We start from the raw sequence: 19,456 nt of genomic DNA, 5'->3' as shown, positions 1-19,456 counted from the left end.
ACCTGCTTGTTTTTTTCTTATTTATGGTCAGTCATACATTAAAATGCTCTAAAATTATTTGTTTATAATTTTAAAGGATTTCAAAATGCTCCTGATTTTCTTTTCGATGCGATACCCGATACTGTTTCTTGAATTAATCATTCTATTATTTAAGTCATTTACCTTTTCGGTCAGATTCTCGCAGTCAGTCATTCTTTTACTGATATTGTAAAGAAGATACGATTTATAATCACTTTTAGGGACTATCTGATCTAAATATTCCAGCGCTTTGATGGTATTTCCCAGCATGAAATCAAAATCTTTTGTCATACTCGTATTGTGACTGCGATAATAGGCTAATATTTCGTCAATAAAAAATGCTGTATTGTCTTTTTGAAAAAAAGTAAGCCACATTACCCAGTCTTCCTTTGCTTTTAAATTTTCCGGAAAGCGAAAATCAGTAAAGAAAGCGGCGCTAAAAAAACCGCAGTGTATTGGTATATTGAACCTGAAATCCCATCCGTACAATATTTCATTATAATTTAAAACATTCTGGTTTAATGCGCCGTAAGAGGTTAATTCGTCATGAATGTCTTCTTTAAACATCTTAAAATGTGAGACTACAATATTCCACTTCGAGTGATCTTCTATTTTAAAAAGTGATTTTGTAAACTTATCCGGACTTATACAGTCATCAGCATCCAGAAACTGGATATAGTTTCCTGATGCTTTATTGAGTCCAAAATTCCGGGCAGAGCTTAACCCTCCGTTTTCTTTATAAAAATAGTGGAACCTTTTATCTTTTTCAATCCATTTCGCTGCTGTTTCTTCAGTTGCATCCTGACTGCCGTCATTAATTATAAGGCATTCCCAATTCTCATAGTTCTGATTGTAAACAGATTGTAAACATTCATCTAAATATTGGGCCTGATTATAACAGGGAACTATCACAGAAATTTGATTAGCAGACACGGATGACTTTATTTTAAAAATGATTTTATTTTATATTTCATTTTGTGAGAAGGGAAAGCAATAACTGACATTCCTAAAAAATAATATTTTTGACAGGCCTTCCCTGTTTTTTTTGCCCGTTCAAAACGGGAAAGATAATAATCAGACCTCATTGTTTTATACTGAACAGGAGTAAAATTATCGAGGGTTAACTGATTTTTTTTTCTTCGTTTATAGGCTTTAACCATGGCATAAAAATGCCAGTATTGTGCTTTGTATTTATTGTCATTGGCCGAAATGCTGTTTTGATGTATCCTGTATAAATACAGGTATTCATTCAAAAAGAAATGACTGCCATGCTCTTCCAATTTATAATACAAATCCTGATCTACAGCACGTTTCATTTTGGGATCAATGCCTTCTGATAAGATATATCTGTTTTTTTTAAAGGTAGCAAAGGCTGAAATAATCCCTGGTTTTGCTGTCAGATATGATTTCCCTGAAGGGATTGACTCTCCCTGTCTGCCATAATCGATAAAGTTTAACTCTAAATCTACTAGTTCATATTTGGAGGCAATCAGTGACGTTTCCGGTCTTTGCTGATGTTCCCTGATCATGATTTCCAGTGCATTTTTCTTTAATGTATCATCAGGATCTAAAAATCCTAATATTTCTCCTTCTGCCAGAAACGCACATTTATTTTTAGTATATCCACAGCCTGAATTTTTATCGTTTTTAAACAATTTAAATCTGGCATCATCAGCAATAAGCCCTTCGATCTGACTCAGGGAGTCATCAGTAGAGCAGTCATCGACAATAATGGCTTCCCAATTCTGATATTCCTGGTTCAGAATACTTTCATAACAGTCTTTAAAAAAATGGCCGTTATTGTAATTAGCGATTAAAATGGAAAATAAAGGATCAGGCATGGATTACAGCAATTTGTTCTTTTAATTCTTGTGCTAATTGTTTTTTATTTAAAAAGTTAAACAGCACCGTTCGGTTATGATGTATTTCTTCCAGTGACAAATATTGATTACAGCTTTCTTCGTTCAAATCTGTTTCATAACAGTAAACATGTATTCCTGTTCTTTTTAAAAAAGTATAAAAAGGGTTCAGCCTGCTCAGAAAAACTTTTGCTCCCATCCATAATAAAGCGATCACATTGCCCAAAGCCTGCTGTCGTTTGTTATTAAAAACTGCCGTTCCAACATCCTGAAGAATGGTATTATACTGTTCTAAAGGTATAAACTCTAATAAAGGCCGGAATTTTTCGGAAAAGCTCTTGTATCCTTCAGCTGTAATAGTATCGATATAGCCCGGTTCTCCATAATTTAAAGGAGTAACAATTTTTTCAGCTATCAGATTATAGTCTTTTATTTTTTCAAAAACGTCTAAATGATTTCCGGTAATACTTCCCGAATTTCCAATTAAAATGGTTGTTTTATCTTTTTTTACTTTTTGCGAAATATCTAATATCTGTTCTAACGGATAATACCAAAAAGCAAAAAACCGTTTTTTCTGTTTTATCAGTCTGCAGATTACCCTAAATTCGTCTTCAAAAGAACTGCCCAAATAGTCAATTCTTTTCATGACTTTATTTTTATACTCTATTGGGGATAAAGGCAGTTCCTTTTTTAATATTCGGTAATAAGGCCTTATAAATTCTTTCATCTTTTTTTTAGATGAAGCGGGTTTCAGCTGCCGGAATCGGGCTGTGGTAATTGAATCATATAAATGTCCGGGATTGTAATAAACCGAATCATTATATACCTCAAAACCAAAACATAACCAGACAACAGATGTTTCTTTTGGCAGTTCCAGAATAAAGTTATAAAAAGGGACCGCTAAACTATGCAGTATTACAATATCTGTTTTTTGAACCTGTCCTGCAGTCAAAATCAATTCCTTTTCAGTACATTTTTGAACAAATGGCTGAGGCTTCACATGCGTAAATTCAGCTTTAAGCTGAGCACTGACTACATAAAAAGTGTTTCTCTGGGGAAAACAAATTCCGAACTGTTCAATAGCTGAATTAATAAATTTTTCGTCTTCACAAATATGAATAATTCTAGACATTGTCTGCAAACTCTTTTATAACTTCAACAATCTTCTGCTGATCCTGATGCCCCAACTCATAGTAAAAAGGCAGGCGAAGCAGGTTTTCTGAATAATAATTACTAAACATTAAATCTCCTCCTCTGTGTTTATCACTGTAATAAGGACTTTTATGTAAGCTCAGATAATGAAATACAGAGTGAATTTGATTGTTTTTTAAAGCTTCGATACACTTTCCCCTTTTTTCTACAGATTCGAAAACCAAATAAAACATGTGAGCATTATTTGTGGCATAGTCCGGAATGACTGGCAGTGCAAAGACTCCATTTTTACTAACGTTCTCTAAACCGCTGTAATAGATATTCCAGATCTCTTTTCTTTTTTGCTGAATCTGATCGAGATGTTCTATTTGCGCCCAAAGAAAAGCCGCTATAACTTCTGATGGTAAAAAAGAGGATCCAATATCTACCCATCCGTATTTATCTATTTCGCCTCTGAAGAAAGCGGAACGATTGGTTCCTTTTTCCCAGATTATTTCGGCACGTTCAAAAAACTGGCTGTCGTTTACAGCAAGCATTCCTCCTTCTCCTGAAATTATATTTTTAGTTTCGTGAAAAGAAAAAGCGGCTAAATGCCCTATAGAGCCCAATGCCCTTTTTATACCATCCTTTCCGGTATAAAAACTGTCAACGGCCTGTGCGGCATCTTCTATTACAAACAAATTATGGCGTTGGGCTGTTTCCATAATTACGTCCATATCGCAGGCCATTCCTGCATAATGTACCGGTACTATGGCCTTCGTTTTTGGTGTAATTAAAGATTCCAGCTTACTTACATCCATATTGGGATTATCGGCACCAGAATCGGCAAAAACAATTTTTGCTCCCCGCAGTACAAACGCATTGGCAGTAGACACAAAAGTATACGACGGTATAATTACTTCATCGCCGGGTTCAATATTGATTAAAATGGCCGCCATCTCCAAAGCATCTGTACAGGATGTGGTAAGCAGACATTTTCCAAAGTGATAATGCTTCTCAAAAAAATTCTGGCACAGCTGTGTGTACTTACCATTTCCCGAAATTTTACCGGAAGCTACCGCATCTTCGATATACCTGGTTTCGTCGCCGGTTAAATAAGGCTTATTAAAATTTATCATTATCTTATAAATCGTATAGGACTACCTGCATATAATCCACTTTTTTCTATTGATTTTAATACTAAAGAACCAGCTCCCAGCTGAGTATTGTTAACAATCTGTACATTATCAATGATCGTAGAATTGATACCAATAAAGCATTGTTCTTCTACAGAAACAAATCCTGCCACAGCAGCTCTTGGCGATAAAAAAGAGTGGCTCCCTATACTGCTGTCGTGAGCAATAGTACAGGCCACATTTAAAATAGTGTTTTCTCTTATAATGGCTTTGGCATCAATTACACACCCCGGATATATCACACAGCCATTTTCTATAACTGCTGTCGGATCGATCCATGAAGTTGAATGTATCAGCTTTCCCATCGGAATTTTAGCTTTAAATTTTTCAAAGAGTTCTTTCTTTACTTTTAAATGTTTGTATCCTATTCCAATGATCAGTTCGTCAAACTGTTTTAACTGAAAAACACGTTCAACATCTGCTGTTTTTCCAAGTACAGCATTTCCAAGTATATTTTTCTCACTGCAAAAATCATCAAAAAACACTACTCTCCCGTAATGATGATCAGATATGGCATAGTGGGCAATTTGCTGACCGAGATCTCCTGCACCAATAATTCCTAAAGTTTTCATACTACAAGTGCATTATATTTTTAAGTTCTGAAAGCGAGGTTATTTTATAGGAAGTATTTAAATAAAAATTATCCCGGTCTATCAGATAAGAATTAAAACCTAACTCAAGTGACGGTATTATATCCAATTTTAAGGAATCACCAACATATAGAATATCTTCAGCATTTAAACCTATCGTATCTAATGCTTTTTGATAAAATTCAATCGATGGTTTGGCAGCTCCCATTTCTTCCGAAACAAAAAAATCAGAAAAGACAGATCCAAAATGTTCGTTTATTTTACTTCTAAGTGAGGAATTAAAATTAGAAATTATTCCCATAGGAATTTTAATTTCGTTCAGAATACTGGTGTCATCAAATTTTTCCCAGGGCAGATAAGAACACGACTGAAAAAGGTCAGCTGTTATTTGCTTTGTCGGAACAATCCCTAAAGAACACAGTAATTCTGAATTAAAATAGTCATAAAAACCGGCATCGGTTCTATCCGGAAAACGTATTGTTTCCGAGAGTAATTTATGGTTGTATTTTAGTTTATCCAAAGGAACTATAAATCCGTTACGATGTAAAGCGTCGGTTATCTTATCAAACAAATCCGGTTTATGCAGAAGTGTACCTGCTGCATCTAATAGCAAATATTTCATTAATATAGTATATGTGGGGATGTACTATTATTCAAATCTAATTCATTCTGTGCATTTGGATATATTACATCATACAGTAATCTTACAGCGATTCCGTCAATCGCATTTACTTCATCCGGTTCTTCATTTAAGAGATACTCCTGAATTGTGTATTTAACATCCTGAAATCCCAGATTATGTCTGATAGAATTTGTTCCCGATATTCTGCAGTTTACTTCAAAAGGAATTATTTCGCCCTGCTCTGTCACGATCGACTGCAGATTTATACTTCCCCTTAAACCTCCAGCTGCTATCATTTTTTCTATGATCTGTCGTAATTCAGCATCATATTTTTTTGTTGTCTGTGATTTTGAAGTGGCTCCATTTGTTAATTCACGCTGCATGGTGAACAATCCGTGCAGGCTGCCGTCTTTTTTCACATAAAAAGCAGTTGTAATTTCTATGCCTTTATGCAGCGGCTGAATCATAAATTCCACCGAAAAACCTTCCGGCTTTTCCGGATTAATAAAAATTCCTCTGGAACCTCTTCCTTCACGCGGTTTTACAATAATATCGTTTATTTCATTTTTAAATTCATGAGGAAGCCAGGATGGTGAAAACGGAATATTAAATGATTGGTGATGTAAATATGTTTTATACTTATCAAGATAAATTCCGGCTGTTTCCGCATCACTTGCTGCAACTTGTGCTTTTAAGTTCTTTTGGTTTAGTGCCAGATAATACACTTCGTAGTCCGTTGTGGGGATAATTAAATCCACATTTTCTTTTTCAATAATTTCTCTGATAACGGGAATGTACTCTTCAGAATAGGAATAAGGAACTTCATATGTAAAATCACAAAGATGATTTCCCGCAGTAAAGGAACTCACATCGGTTCCAATTATAGAAATATCCAAGCCGGCTGATTTTATATTTCTTAAAACCCCCTGCCCCACATTTCCTCCGGTTCCGGTTACTAAAACTACTTTTTTTTCCATTCCAGATAATCTTTCAAGCCCTTTTCAAGTTCTGTTTTCGGGCACCAATTTAATATATTTTGTGTCATTTCATTATTAAAATGAAAAGATATTGATGAGTCTTCTTTAACATAGTTAATCGCTGCACCGGTCAGATCAGAAATTATTCCGGCAACCTGGTCATTTGAATATTCTTTTGAGGCAGCACCCAGAACCGGAAAATTAATTTTTGGTTTATACTCTGCCGTTTTTTCAATCAAACTAACGGCATCAGTAATGTGAAGATAATTTTGAAACCGGCCTCCGTTACCCCACACTTCAATTGATTTCCGGTTCAAAGCCTGATTGCAATAGTTGGGTATTAAGGTATTCTCTTTCATCCCATTTCCGTATAATGATGAAAACCTGATAATGACAGCGTTTTCATTTTGTAACACGGCTTTTTCTCCCAATAATTTTGATTTGGCATAAGAAGTCTGAGGATTAACAGTTGTACTTTCTGAGATTATCTGTTCCGTATTTCCAAAAACAGATACAGAGGATGTATATATTGTTTTAACTTTCGGAAATTTTCTAACTAATGCTTTTGTAAATTCTACGTTACTTCCTGTCAGGCTTTCCTCATCAATAACGACATTTCCCGATGCTACCGCAGCATGGCACATGATAATTAAATCGGGAACTGTATCTATTAATTCCAGTTTATTGAAACAAGCTATTTTTGATTGAAAGACGACATTTTTTTCTGTATGATATAATCCAATAACCGTATGTTTTTCTGACATTCTTTCAGCCAGACAACTTCCTACAAATCCATATATTCCTGTAATAAGTACTATCATAAATGATCTCCTGATGCAATAACCGAAATTTTATTTTTCAATTTAAGAAAACGCTCCTCAATGTATCTATAGGAAAAACTGCTTAATAAAACGGTAACCCCGATGATTAAAGTGTAATATGCCAAATTTTTCGAGATTAATGATTCTATTTTCATTTGATCTACAACCGAAAAAGATACATACATAACTAAGGGATGGTACATATAAATTCCATAGGACCATTTTCCTAATTCTGAAAGCAACTTGTTTTTGACTTTATTTTCTATAAAAATTAAAATCAGTAATCCAAAACTTAAGCCTAAAGTAATATTAGAAATCTCATAATACAGATGCACTAATATTAAAAGTAAAACTGAAGCAATTACCCATTTAGCAATAATTATCTGCCGGATAAAGGGCTTATATTTTCTGTATGCTATCGCCGCCAAAGCTCCTATTGCCATGAAATCTACTTTAAAAGAGATAAAAAATGCATGAAGGAAAGGATATGATTTCAGGGTATCGATATTGTAATTTACAATAGATATACTTATAATTATCGTGAATAAAACAATCCATAGTTTAGTATAAAACCATTTTACGATCCAGGGCCATATAAAATAAAACTGCTCTTCAACACTTACACTCCAGGACTGCGCTGCACCGGCAACGCCTCCAAAAAATGATAAAGCAATATTGGATAAAAAGAATAAAAAAAGCAGCAGATTTTTGCCATATACAAGATTCCTGATCCTTTCATTGTAAAATACCTGAGCTTCAAAAAAGTCAGGGAAACTAAAATACATAAGTGGAATTAAGAAAAACCCAACCCCTAAAATAATAAAATAAAGAGGCCAGATTCTTAAAATCCTTCTCCCATAAAATTTTGAGACTGAAATTTTCCCTGTTTGTACTTTTTCCTCTAAAAGTAAATAGGTAATTAAGAAACCCGATAAAACAAAGAAAAGACAAACTCCGTTTTTGCCTAAACTTTGAATAAAATGATTTACTACCTTATAATCATATAAAGATACAATAGACAAATGGTGTTTGTATAATTCAACATGATGAAAAAGTACAGCAAAAGCGGCCAAAGCTCTTAACTCATTGAGCCCATTAAAAAAAACTTTATTTACCATGAGACTCTTTCTCTAAAATCTCGCCCATTTTGGAATTCCATGAAAAACTTAAAGAGTCATTCATTATTTTACATTTCCCCACTTTATTCCATGGTTTTGCTATTTGTTTAGCCAGAAAATCTTTTTCCCATTTACCTGGAATTTCAATCTCTTTAATATAAAATTCAAATTCGCCTTTTCCAATTTTATTTTCGTTTATATAATATTTTAAATAGGGCAAAATGCCTTTTTCAATTCTATTTTTCTCAATGTTTTTTGTAATAACGTTAAAAGAGATATTCCGCCATATTCCGCCTGCCGTATACTCCGCCGGCATACCATTATCGTCAATTATGGGTACTATCGTTTCTTTATGGTTATCCCAATAGGTAATTTTAACAATATGGTTAAATTCTCGAAAATGTTCATCTAAAAAAACGGTATGATGCGTTATTCCCAGATATTTTGTCAAGAACCATTTCGATTCCTGATAAGAGATACTGGCCATTTTATTTAATCGGTATTTCCAGGGAAAATGATTCTGGACTACAGGAGAAAACCAAATCATAAGGAGTTGTCCCAATACAAATAAAACAAAAACGCCTTTCCAGAAAAGCTGAGTCATCTTCATTCTGTTCCAGCCTTTCAACAAAAAATCCTGATCTTCAGCAGCAGGTATATTGTAAACAGGTGGTATAGAATTTTCAGGAGTCCATCTGGATGCAGAGCGGTTTCTTTTAAAATACTGATACAGTTTTTGTCCTAAAAACGAAATACCGGGCAGGCTGCCCAAAACAGCTAACGGATAAGTATATAATAAAGCTTTTAAAAGTTCAATATAGGCCCAATATCCTATTGTTATTTTTCCATTTTTGTTTACGGCATGAACATTGGCCAGTAAATCCTCCTTATTTAATTTTTTAAGAGCGTCTTCTGTAAAGTAATGATCCTGTACCGTTTTACATCTGGTTCTGTGAAATACATCAAAATGATCTATAATTATAACCATCTTATGACAAAGAGAACATTCGGCATCATAATAAAAGGTATAACTTTCCTTTTTAAATTTTACTTTCTCTGCTATACTTTTCCATACAGAAGAAGGAACCAGCAGCAAATAGAGAGCAATATAGGTTAATGCAAAATAGGGTATTGGATACGCTATTAAAATACCCAGATGAAAAAAAACACCTAAAATCAGTAAGGGCATTCTCCATTTTTTAAACCAGAATAAAAAAACGAATACAATTTCAAAACTTAGCACCAGATAACCTAAAAATTTAACCAGCCATTCCTGATTGAGTAAAACTGAAGTATTGTTCCAGGTTATCATAGGCAGACTCGAAGGCAGCCATACACCAAGTCCGTCGACCCATAATCTGCTTGAAAGTTTATGAAAAACAGAATCAATATAAACCAGACCTATTCCAACAAAAACCGGCATTAAATAATTTAGCTGTAAAATTTTAGTATCTGTTTTGTATCTCTTGTGATGCGTTGAAAATTTTAACTTCAACAATAAATTATCCAAAGAAAATACTCTGCTCACCGGCATAAACATCATTAAAAAATTGATCCCTACATAAACGTAATAAACATGATATTCAAATTTTGACGCTGAACTAAAAATAATAACTGAAAACAAATAGTTAACAATTGAGGCAAATCGGGTATACAAGCCTAAAAAAAGTAATAAAAGAACCGCAAACCAAAAATAGAAAAGTAACGAAACATCTATTTCACCAGGATACGAAAAAGGAATATGATCGTATATTATATTCCTAAACTTATACAATTGTATCAATTCTGCAGACAATACCAAAGTATACAGGATTCGGAACAAAGAAAGTCCGGCTGCTTCTGTTTTAGCATTAAAGACTTTAAACAGGTTCTTTTTTATTCTGTTTTCCATTCCAGCTGTGGTCTTATCATTCCGTTAATCTTACCCAGATAGCCTGAATCTCTTTTTACATCTTTGATTTCAAACGTCAATAGCTCCTCATCGTTAAATAATGGGCGCATTTCATTTGAATGAGAGTAAAAATGAATTTGATAAACATCATCATTTAAAAAATTGGCTGGAATCCTGCAGCTGACATCTGTGATCTCATTAATTCTGCAGTCAAATTTATTTCCTGAACCAAAAACAACATCCCCTTTAATTGTCCTGAGATCAAACCCCAGAGAAAGCTTTTCTTTATCTGTCTGATTAATAATTTTTAATCTAAAATCAATAGCCGAGGTTACATCCAGAATGTCATTTTTATTTTCAGAAGAAGCGTTTTCAACAGCGGCATACATTATTTTAATATTTTCATTCCCTTTAGCATCACCAATGGAATCAAAAGACAGTACCCGCTCTGAAAAAGAAGTGCTTTGTAAATACTCCGATATAACCTTTGTAGGATTACCATTTCCAAAAATACTCCCGTTATGCATACTGATAACTCTTGTACATAAAGTTTCTACAGCTGCCATATTATGGCTCACGAATAAAACGGTACGCCCTTCTCCTTTAGAAATATCCTGCATCTTGCCAATAGCTTTTTTCTGAAACTCAGCATCACCTACTGCCAGAACCTCATCTATAACCAGAACTTCCGGTTCAAGGAAAGCAGCGACAGCAAATGCTAAACGAACAGTCATTCCGCTGCTGTACCTTTTTACAGGGGTATCTATATAACGCTCACATCCTGAAAATTCTATGATTTCATCGAGTTTAGAGGCTATTTCTTTTTTGCTCATCCCCAGAATGGCACCATTTAAAAAGATATTTTCCCTTCCTGTCATTTCTCCATGAAAACCGGTACCCACTTCCAGTAATGAAGCTATTCTTCCTTTTGACTTTATACTTCCCGTTGTAGGTGCTGTTACTTTAGATAATATTTTCAGAAGCGTTGATTTTCCTGCCCCGTTTTTACCAATAATTCCCAGAACCTCTCCGCGTTCTACTTCAAAATTAATATCTTTAAGAGCCCACACATATTCAGAACTTCCTTTGGTAGAACGATCATTTGTTTCACCAATTTGTATATACGGGTTTTCTTTTCCCCGAATCTGATGCCACCATCTGTTTAAATCATGGCTTATGGTACCTGTTCCCACCTGCCCTAAACGATATTGTTTAGAGATGTTCTCTGCCTTTAAAATAATATCTTTTTCCAATTAATTAGATCGTAATTGTTCGTTATTTAAAATAAATTAAACCGTTTATGACTATACGGTATCGATAAAACTTTTCTCGGTTTTATTAAAAATTAAAAGGCCGGTAAAAAATACAACAATGGTAACTGCCAAAGTATAAGCCAGTCCCGGCAGTGAAATTTGTCCCACATCCAATAGCATATATCGCGCTGATTCGACAATATAGGCCAGCGGATTATATTCTACAATCCATCCATATCCCGGTAATTTTGCTTTAATAAGTTCCATTGGGTACATTACTGCCGATAAATACATGAGAAGCTGGATCCCAAATGTTACTAAATAACTAAAATCCCTGTATTTAGTTACCATTGACGAAATAAGCATTCCTAATCCTAAACCTAAAATTCCCATAACAGCGATTAAAAGCGGAAAAAAAAGCAGCATCCCATTTAAATTCAGGTCAGAACCTTTTACGTAATAAAAAATATAAAAAGCGATAAAAATCAGAAACTGAATTCCAAATTTGATAAGGTTTGAAATAACAACTGAAAGTGGTGTAATGATACGGGGAAAATACACTTTGCCAAATATGCCGGCATTAGCTTTAAAAGTATCGGAAGTTCCGTTTAAACAAGCGGTGAAATAGTTCCAGACCGTAATCCCTGCAAGATTAAACAAAAAAGGCGGAACCGGACCTGTATTAATACCAGCAACGTTATTAAATATTATGGTAAAAGTTACAGAAGTAAATAAAGGCTGTATTAAATACCATAACGGCCCTAATACCGTTTGTTTGTAAACCGTAATTACATCCCGCTTAACAAACAGAAATAATAAATCCCGGTATTGCCAGACTTCTTTTAAGTTTAATGAAAGGAATTTATTTTTGGGTGTTATTTCAAACAACCACTCTTCAGAATTATTAGTATTCATATACAATTTGGCTTAGCAGTATTAAAAATGGTTAATCTGCGAATCCTTAAATTAACCAGATTTTTAAGCTATTTATTAATATATAAAAAGCAAAAAGGCGTTTTTAAAAAAACACCTTTAACTTTTATTGAAAATTTTTATTTGACAAAGAATACTATTTATCCAGAACCTCGAAAGCAGAATTCATACTTTTAAACTCAGGAACAATTTTTTTCATTTTTGCTACGATATCAGAATTATCGTAAAAATCGGCAATTCCAATTAATTCATCAATATCACTGTGCAGATCAATGTATTCATCCTGAAGTTCCTGGGCAATCATAATTTTATTATGATAAGTTGGCAAGGTTTTAGAAGTATCATTTAGCAACTCCTCGTATAATTTCTCACCAGGTCTCAGTCCAACGATCTTTATTTTGATTTCTTTATCAGGAATAAATCCGGCAAGTTTAATCATCTTTTTAGCTAAATCAATAATTTTAACCGGTTTACCCATATCAAAAATATAGATTTCACCTCCATTTCCCATAGCTCCGGCTTCTAAAACCAACTGACAAGCCTCCGGAATGGTCATAAAATATCGAATAATGTCCTGATGTGTTATCGTTACGGGACCTCCTTCTGCAATTTGTTTGGTAAACAATGGCACAACAGAACCATTAGAACCTAAAACATTCCCAAAACGGGTGGTAATAAACTTGGTTACACCAGACTCGTTTTCTCTCTGATTCTTTAAAAACAAAGACTGTACATACTTTTCGGCTATTCGCTTACTGGCTCCCATAACATTGCTAGGATTCACCGCTTTATCTGTAGAAACCATTACGAATTTTCTAACATGGTATTTACATGACAAATCAGCAAGATTTTTTGTTCCTTTAATATTAGTTAAAATAGCCTGAGATGGGTTCTCTTCCATCAAAGGAACATGCTTGTAAGCAGCAGCATGAAAAACTACATGCGGGTTATAATTTTTGAATACTTTTTCTAATGCTTTTTTACTTTTCACATCCGCTATTACAGCCACTATTTTGGCAGCACTATTCATACTCATTGTTTCTAAGCATAAATTATGTAACGGCGTTTCGGCATGGTCTAAAATTATAACCGTTTTGGGATTAAAATTAAGAACCTGTCTTACGATCTCACTTCCAATAGAGCCGGCTGCTCCGGTAATAAGAATCGTTTTATCTTTTAACTGTTTCGATATTGATTTACTGTCCAGAACTATCGGTTTTCTTTCTAATAAATCCTCAATCTGTATATTTTTTACTTTTTGAGAAATTTCTTTCTGATTTTCCCAGTCTGAAATTAGCGGAACAGTATAAACTCTGTAATTAAACTCTAAGCACTGATCAACAATAATCAATTGTTCGTCTTTTGTTAAGCTTTTATCTGCTATAATAACTCCCTCTGCCGCTACAGAACGCATTAAAGCCGGTAGTTTTTTTCTTAAAATCAAAATAGGCAGGTCAAGCATTCGCTTAGAAGCATTCTGATTATTCTTATCTACAAAACCAACAATTTTAAATCTGGACGGAGTCTCAAATTTTAATGCATTGGCTACAGAAATTGCATTGGCATCTGTACCATAAATAACAGTTCTGATTAATTTCGAATTCGTTTTCTCCGAGAAATACAATTCAAAAGTCTGCTTTACAATTACACGATATAAAAACAGACCGAAAAAAGACAGTACTAAATTGATAAAAAGTGCTGTATTTAAGAATGCTTTATGCCCTGTATATAATTCAAAAACCAAATTGAAAAATAAAAAGAACACTAAAACCGACATTTGAGAAAACAGCAGCTTTATGGCGTCAATATAAGACGAGTGCCTGATAATTCCTGAATAAGTTCTGAAAAGCCAGAAGAAAAAAACATTTACTATTATCAAACTTGCAACAAAGTAAAAATCATGTGCAATAATAATATAGCCTAAAGCAGTACCTTCAAAAAGCATAAAGGTAAATGTAAATGAAAAGACGAGAACCATTACATCAATTGCAATAATAATCCATCTTGGCAAATAACTAAGATTATTAATATTTGCTCTTAAATTCCTTGGTGATAATGAATTATACAGCAAAGAAGATATTTTCGGTTGTTTATCTGTCTCCAATTTTGGTTTAGTTTATTTTTCTCAAACTTATAGTCTGTCTTACAAAAATACAAATTAAAGGTTTAAAATTTTATTTAATCAATTAAAATTAAATTTTAGTATTTTTTTTCTTTTGTTTTAAAAAATCAAGCAGATAGGTTCCATAACCTGATTTAACTAAAGGTAAGGCTAAATTTTCTAATTGTTCGTCATTAATAAATCCCTGTCTCCAGGCCACTTCTTCAATACAACCGACCTTTAAGCCCTGTCGTTCCTCCAGAACCTGAACAAATTGCCCTGCCTGCATTAAACTATTAAAAGTTCCTGTATCCAGCCAGGCTGTTCCTCTGCTTAAAATACCGACTTTCAGGATGTTTTTTTCCAGATATACTTTATTTACATCGGTTATTTCATATTCACCCCGCGCACTCGGTTTAATATTTTTAGCAATTTGCACAACAGAATTGTCATAAAAATACAACCCAGGTACAGCAAAATTAGATTTTGGCTCTTTTGGTTTTTCTTCGATTGAAACTGCGTTTAAATTCTCATCAAACTCAACTACACCATAACGTTCCGGATCTGACACATGATAAGCAAAAACAACACCTCCTTTGGGCTGTGTATTTGATTTTAATAGTTCCTGCATATTAGAGCCAAAAAAAATGTTATCCCCCAAAATTAAGGCTACGTCATCATTACCAATGAATTCTGCACCTATTACAAAAGCTTGAGCCAATCCATTTGGTATTTCTTGTTCGGCATAGCTGAATTTACATCCTAAACCGGAGCCATCGCCTAATAATTTTTGAAAGTTTGGTAAATCATGCGGAGTTGATATGATCAAGATTTCATTTATTCCGGACATCATTAAAGTAGACAATGGATAATAAATCATTGGCTTATCATAAACCGGCATCATTTGCTTGCTCATAGCAAGTGTTAATGGGTGTAAGCGTGTGCCGGAACCTCCGGCTAAAATAATTCCTTTCATAAATCTAAGTTCCAAAATAACAGATTTACCTTTAGATTCTAATCTAAAGTTTAAATCCTAAAATCAGTTTTTTACTAACATTTTCCTTAAGCTTTCCTTATAGTCAGGCACTTCTAAAAAATAAATTTCTTTAATTTTTTTCTTGTCTAACAATGAAAACTTTGGTCGTTTTGCAGGTGTTGGATATAATGAAGTTGTAATTCCTTCTACTCTACAATTATAAGCTCCAATTTCTTTAATAGCAAGTGCAAAATCATACCAGCTTATTTCACCTTCATTTGAATAATTATAAATTCCGGGTGTCCAATTTGGAGAGTTTAAAATCACAATCATTGCCTTAGCTAAATCTTGTGCATAAGTTGGAGAACCAATCTGATCATTTACTACCTTAATTTCTTCCTTCTCTTCCATCAGCCTTTGCATTGTTTTTACAAAATTGTTCCCAAATTTACTATAAACCCAAGAAGTCCGAATAATTATTGAATCCGGATTCTCAACTAAACATGCAGACTCACCAGCTAATTTACTCTCACCATACACATTTACAGGGTTAGTTGGTGCCCGCTCGTCTAAAGCCTCAGAAGATGTGCCATCAAATACATAATCGGTAGAGATATGAATTAGTCCTGCCTTATTTATTCTTGCATATTTTGCAATCACTTCTACAGCATCACGGTTAACAAGAAAGGCCATTTCTTTTTCCGCTTCAGCTTTATCAACTGCTGTATAAGCACCACAGTTTAAAATGATATCCGGCTTAATTGCAGTCAGTTGATTCTTCAGTAATTCCAAATTATCAAGAGTAATTTTGGTTCGGTCGGCAAATATCCATTGGTATTCTGAATATCTTTTTGATAATTCATTTAATTCAGAGCCTAACTGTCCATTTGCCCCAGTCACTAATATTTTACTCATCAAAATAAACTATTACATTCTTCAATAAAGGGCAGATGCTGATCCTTTACAGAAATAATTGCTTCTTCTAAATTTATTCCCCAATCAATATTTAAAGACGGGTCATCAAATTTAATTCCTCCTTCAGAGGCCTTATCATAGAATTCATCGCATTTATACATGACAGATGCTGTTTCACTAATAACTGAAAAACCATGTGCAAAACCTTTTGGTATTAAAAGCTGTTTCCTGTTTTTTGCCGATAATACAATACTAAAAATTTTACCATAGGTAGACGAATCCTTCCTTAAATCTACAGCAACATCTATAATTTCCCCATCCAAAACACGAACTAATTTTGTCTGTGCAAACGGAGGATTTTGATAATGAAGCCCTCTTAAGGTTCCTTTTTTTGAAAAAGACTGATTATCCTGAACAAAATCAATTGTAATACCTAAATCTTCAAATTTAGTTTTATTATAAGATTCAAAAAAAGAACCTCTTTCATCTCCATGAACTATAGGTTCAATAACAACTAAATCTTTTATGAATGTTTTCTCAATATTCATTCTTTATTATTATTTATGTAGTAGCAAAAAAATTTTTTACGACTTTTTCAATTCGTTTCTTGTCATCTAAATCAAGACCGGAACCAGAAGGAAGGCACAATCCGGTCTCAAACAATTGTTCCGAAATAGTATTCCCGTAATAGGGGAATTTTTCAAACACCGGCTGCATATGCATTGGTTTCCAAAGCGGTCTGCTTTCAATATTTTCTTTTTCCAATGCTAATCTTAACCCCTCTCTGTCTTTATTTTCTTTATTATTTGGTTTAACTAAAATTGCATTTAACCAGTAGTTTGAAGAATATTCTTTGTTTAAAACGTCAAAAAGTTCTACATCATCAATAGCACTAAATAGCTCTCTGTAAAAATCATGATTCTTTTTTCGGTCGATTAAATTCTGTTGAAGAATTTTCATCTGTCCAAGACCAATTCCTGCACAAATATTACTCATTCTGTAATTAAAACCTACCTCACTGTGCTGATAATGAACAGCCTTATCTTTTGATTGGGTTGCATAAAAGACCGCTTTATTTTTTAAAGAAATAGAATTTGAAATTAAAGCGCCTCCACCCGAAGTTGTAATAATTTTATTCCCATTGAATGATAAAATCCCAAAAAATCCAAAAGTACCGCACTTTTTCCCTTTGTAACAACTTCCCATTGCCTCAGCACTATCCTCTATGACAGGAATATTATAGCGATCCGCTATTGCATGAATTTCATCAACTTTATAGGGTACGCCATACAAATGAACTGCAATTATAGCTTTTGGTAATTTTCCTTTTTTTATTCTGTCTTTTATAGCAGTCTCCAGACTTTGAGGACACATATTCCAGGTTTCGGCCTCACTATCAATAAATATAGGCGTCGCTCCCTGATACAATATTGGATTTGCCGACGCCGAAAATGTCAGGCTTTGACAAATAACCTCATCACCTGCTTTAACTCCAAGCAAAACTAATGCTAAATGAATAGCAGCTGTTCCTGAATTTACTGCTGCAGCCAGAACTCCTTCTTCCAGGTAATTTTGAAGTTCCATTTCGAAAGATTCAACATTTGGTCCTCCAGAGGTAATCCAATTTGTTTCCAATGCGTTTAAAACATATTGCCGCTCAAAACCGCTTTGTCTGGCTAAGGATAAATAAATTCTTTTTTTACTCATTGATGATCCAATAATCTGAAGGATAACGAACATCATCTTCTTTTACTTTCTCCAGTGCCAGCGTAGAAAATGACATAAGTCTAGAATTACTTTCTAATGCCTGGATCGCATTTGCATAACCTGCAGGAATGTGAATCACTCTATTATCTTTATCCGAAACAATAACACTTTCAACAATAAGATCTTTTGAGGGTTTCTCCCAATTATCAATTTTAACAAAGTGTATTTTAAAAGTCCCGTTTAAGCAATAAAAGTTTTTAGCATCTAATTTATGTCCCTGCCAGGCACGAATAGGATTTTCATCAGAATTACTAATAATATAGAACCGCTCAATATCCTTAAAACTAAAATCATTTACATATGAAATTGTTCCCCGATGATCTGAAAAATTCCCGCCCTGGATTATTTTTGGCTCCATATACTTTATTGTAATTTCTTTTTATTGAGTAAATAAAATTTTGTCGAATAAATGATAAGTAAAGGGACTATTATTACGACGTAAAGAAAAATATCATTTATTTTTTTATAAAGAATTACCGTTAGAGCTGAAACCGCCAATTGTGCTAATGCATAATAGAGAGATACTAGTCTATGCTGAATTTTGTATTCATTACTTAAGATTTGATAAAAATGTAAACGGTGTGCTTCAAAAATATTTTGCTTTAAATACAATCTGTGTAAAATAGTACATATAGCATCAACACCGTAAACCGCTAAGAAAAGTAACCATATAAGCGAATTTGTTTGTAAAATAAGCTTCAAAACCAGGTAAATAATCCAAAAAGCTATTGCAATACTTCCTACATCACCTGCAAAACATTTGGCTTTTTTTCTATAATTAAAAAATAAAAAAACCAGACTCGCAATCATTCCGTATAGTATAAAGCTTTCCTCTGTAAAAAATACAAGTTTTGTATTCACATACCATAATGCTCCCATTACTGCTAATGTGTATAAACCTGTAATTCCATTAATACCGTCCATAAAGTTATAGGCATTAATTAACCCTATAGCTAAAATGTAAGCTGTGATACACCAAAAAACAGAAACCGTACTAAATATATTCAGGTTATAAAAAATTAAGGTTATCGCAAAGAAATGAACTGAAATCCTTATTTTATTTGATAAACTCCGAATATCATCCCAAAAACTGACCAGACTAACCAGCGTTATTCCGCTAAAAAAAAAGTAGTTGTCCTCTATATTCTGAATAAAGTAAAGTAATGCCGAAAACCAGAAAACAATTCCTCCTCCTCTCAGCGTAATTTCTGTATGAGAACTTCTTTCGTTGGGTTTATCAATAATATTAAAACGATCTGCAACTTTAAAATAAAGCAGCATTAAAATC

Annotated in this window: 19 protein-coding genes; all 19 read right to left on the bottom strand. The window is 33.7% G+C overall.

Going from position 1 to position 19,456, the window contains the following annotated elements; translation table 11 throughout:
• Positions 1-54: 54 nt before the first annotated feature.
• Complete coding sequence (locus ACODST_RS11510) at positions 55-951, bottom strand: glycosyltransferase family 2 protein (protein WP_488932241.1); 897 nt, start codon at positions 949-951, stop codon at positions 55-57.
• 8 nt (positions 952-959) lie between these two features.
• Positions 960-1,859: a glycosyltransferase family 2 protein gene (locus ACODST_RS11505; RefSeq protein WP_488932240.1), complete on the bottom strand. Its 900-nt coding sequence runs from the start codon at positions 1,857-1,859 to the stop codon at positions 960-962.
• Positions 1,852-3,009 (bottom strand): TDP-N-acetylfucosamine:lipid II N-acetylfucosaminyltransferase family protein, encoded by a 1,158-nt coding sequence (locus ACODST_RS11500; RefSeq protein ID WP_488932239.1) that lies wholly within the window; start codon positions 3,007-3,009, stop codon positions 1,852-1,854. Before ACODST_RS11500 ends, ACODST_RS11505 begins: the two co-directional genes overlap by 8 nt.
• Complete coding sequence (gene rffA, locus ACODST_RS11495; RefSeq protein WP_488932238.1) at positions 3,002-4,147, bottom strand: dTDP-4-amino-4,6-dideoxygalactose transaminase; 1,146 nt, start codon at positions 4,145-4,147, stop codon at positions 3,002-3,004. The genes ACODST_RS11500 and rffA overlap by 8 nt, the downstream gene beginning before the upstream one ends.
• The gene (locus tag ACODST_RS11490) at positions 4,147-4,776 is read right to left on the bottom strand and encodes an acetyltransferase (RefSeq protein ID WP_488932237.1); all 630 of its coding nucleotides are present in this window, start codon (positions 4,774-4,776) and stop codon (positions 4,147-4,149) included. Before ACODST_RS11490 ends, rffA begins: the two co-directional genes overlap by 1 nt.
• Position 4,777: 1 nt before the next feature.
• Positions 4,778-5,416 carry an HAD family hydrolase gene (locus ACODST_RS11485; RefSeq protein WP_488932236.1) on the bottom strand — a complete coding sequence of 213 codons (639 nt, stop codon included), beginning with the start codon at positions 5,414-5,416 and terminating at the stop codon, positions 4,778-4,780.
• Entirely contained in the window at positions 5,416-6,393 is a 978-nt protein-coding gene (locus ACODST_RS11480) for an ATP-grasp domain-containing protein (RefSeq protein WP_488932235.1), read from the bottom strand. The genes ACODST_RS11485 and ACODST_RS11480 overlap by 1 nt, the downstream gene beginning before the upstream one ends.
• Positions 6,378-7,214 (bottom strand): NAD-dependent epimerase/dehydratase family protein, encoded by an 837-nt coding sequence (locus ACODST_RS11475; protein ID WP_488932234.1) that lies wholly within the window; start codon positions 7,212-7,214, stop codon positions 6,378-6,380. The genes ACODST_RS11480 and ACODST_RS11475 overlap by 16 nt, the downstream gene beginning before the upstream one ends.
• Entirely contained in the window at positions 7,211-8,332 is a 1,122-nt protein-coding gene (locus tag ACODST_RS11470; RefSeq protein WP_488932233.1) for an acyltransferase family protein, read from the bottom strand. The genes ACODST_RS11475 and ACODST_RS11470 overlap by 4 nt, the downstream gene beginning before the upstream one ends.
• A complete protein-coding gene (locus tag ACODST_RS11465; RefSeq protein WP_488932232.1) occupies positions 8,322-10,223 on the bottom strand; it encodes a DCC1-like thiol-disulfide oxidoreductase family protein in 1,902 nt (633 codons plus the stop codon). The genes ACODST_RS11470 and ACODST_RS11465 overlap by 11 nt, the downstream gene beginning before the upstream one ends.
• Positions 10,208-11,476, bottom strand: a complete 1,269-nt coding sequence (locus ACODST_RS11460) for an ABC transporter ATP-binding protein (RefSeq protein ID WP_488932231.1) — start codon at positions 11,474-11,476, stop codon at positions 10,208-10,210. Before ACODST_RS11460 ends, ACODST_RS11465 begins: the two co-directional genes overlap by 16 nt.
• A gap of 51 nt (positions 11,477-11,527) precedes the next feature.
• A complete protein-coding gene (locus ACODST_RS11455; RefSeq protein WP_488932230.1) occupies positions 11,528-12,391 on the bottom strand; it encodes an ABC transporter permease in 864 nt (287 codons plus the stop codon).
• Between the two features lie 154 nt (positions 12,392-12,545).
• Positions 12,546-14,513, bottom strand: a complete 1,968-nt coding sequence (locus ACODST_RS11450) for a polysaccharide biosynthesis protein (protein WP_488932229.1) — start codon at positions 14,511-14,513, stop codon at positions 12,546-12,548.
• A gap of 88 nt (positions 14,514-14,601) precedes the next feature.
• A complete protein-coding gene (gene rfbA, locus ACODST_RS11445; protein ID WP_488932228.1) occupies positions 14,602-15,486 on the bottom strand; it encodes a glucose-1-phosphate thymidylyltransferase RfbA in 885 nt (294 codons plus the stop codon).
• Positions 15,487-15,549: 63 nt separating this feature from the next.
• Complete coding sequence (rfbD, locus tag ACODST_RS11440) at positions 15,550-16,401, bottom strand: dTDP-4-dehydrorhamnose reductase (protein WP_488932227.1); 852 nt, start codon at positions 16,399-16,401, stop codon at positions 15,550-15,552.
• On the bottom strand, positions 16,401-16,949 hold the full coding sequence (gene rfbC / locus ACODST_RS11435; protein WP_488932226.1) for a dTDP-4-dehydrorhamnose 3,5-epimerase: 549 nt from the start codon (positions 16,947-16,949) through the stop codon (positions 16,401-16,403). Before rfbC ends, rfbD begins: the two co-directional genes overlap by 1 nt.
• Positions 16,950-16,962: 13 nt before the next feature.
• The gene (locus ACODST_RS11430) at positions 16,963-18,108 is read right to left on the bottom strand and encodes a DegT/DnrJ/EryC1/StrS family aminotransferase (protein ID WP_488932290.1); all 1,146 of its coding nucleotides are present in this window, start codon (positions 18,106-18,108) and stop codon (positions 16,963-16,965) included.
• Positions 18,101-18,526: a WxcM-like domain-containing protein gene (locus tag ACODST_RS11425; RefSeq protein ID WP_488932225.1), complete on the bottom strand. Its 426-nt coding sequence runs from the start codon at positions 18,524-18,526 to the stop codon at positions 18,101-18,103. Before ACODST_RS11425 ends, ACODST_RS11430 begins: the two co-directional genes overlap by 8 nt.
• Positions 18,527-18,531: 5 nt before the next feature.
• Positions 18,532-19,449: an MraY family glycosyltransferase gene (locus ACODST_RS11420; protein ID WP_488932224.1), complete on the bottom strand. Its 918-nt coding sequence runs from the start codon at positions 19,447-19,449 to the stop codon at positions 18,532-18,534.
• Between the last annotated feature and the right edge of the window lie 7 nt (positions 19,450-19,456).

The sequence above is a fragment of the Flavobacterium sp. FG19 genome, from assembly GCF_057809475.1.
Note: the sequence above shows the minus strand (reverse complement) of the source record. Positions and strands in the feature narration are given on the sequence as shown.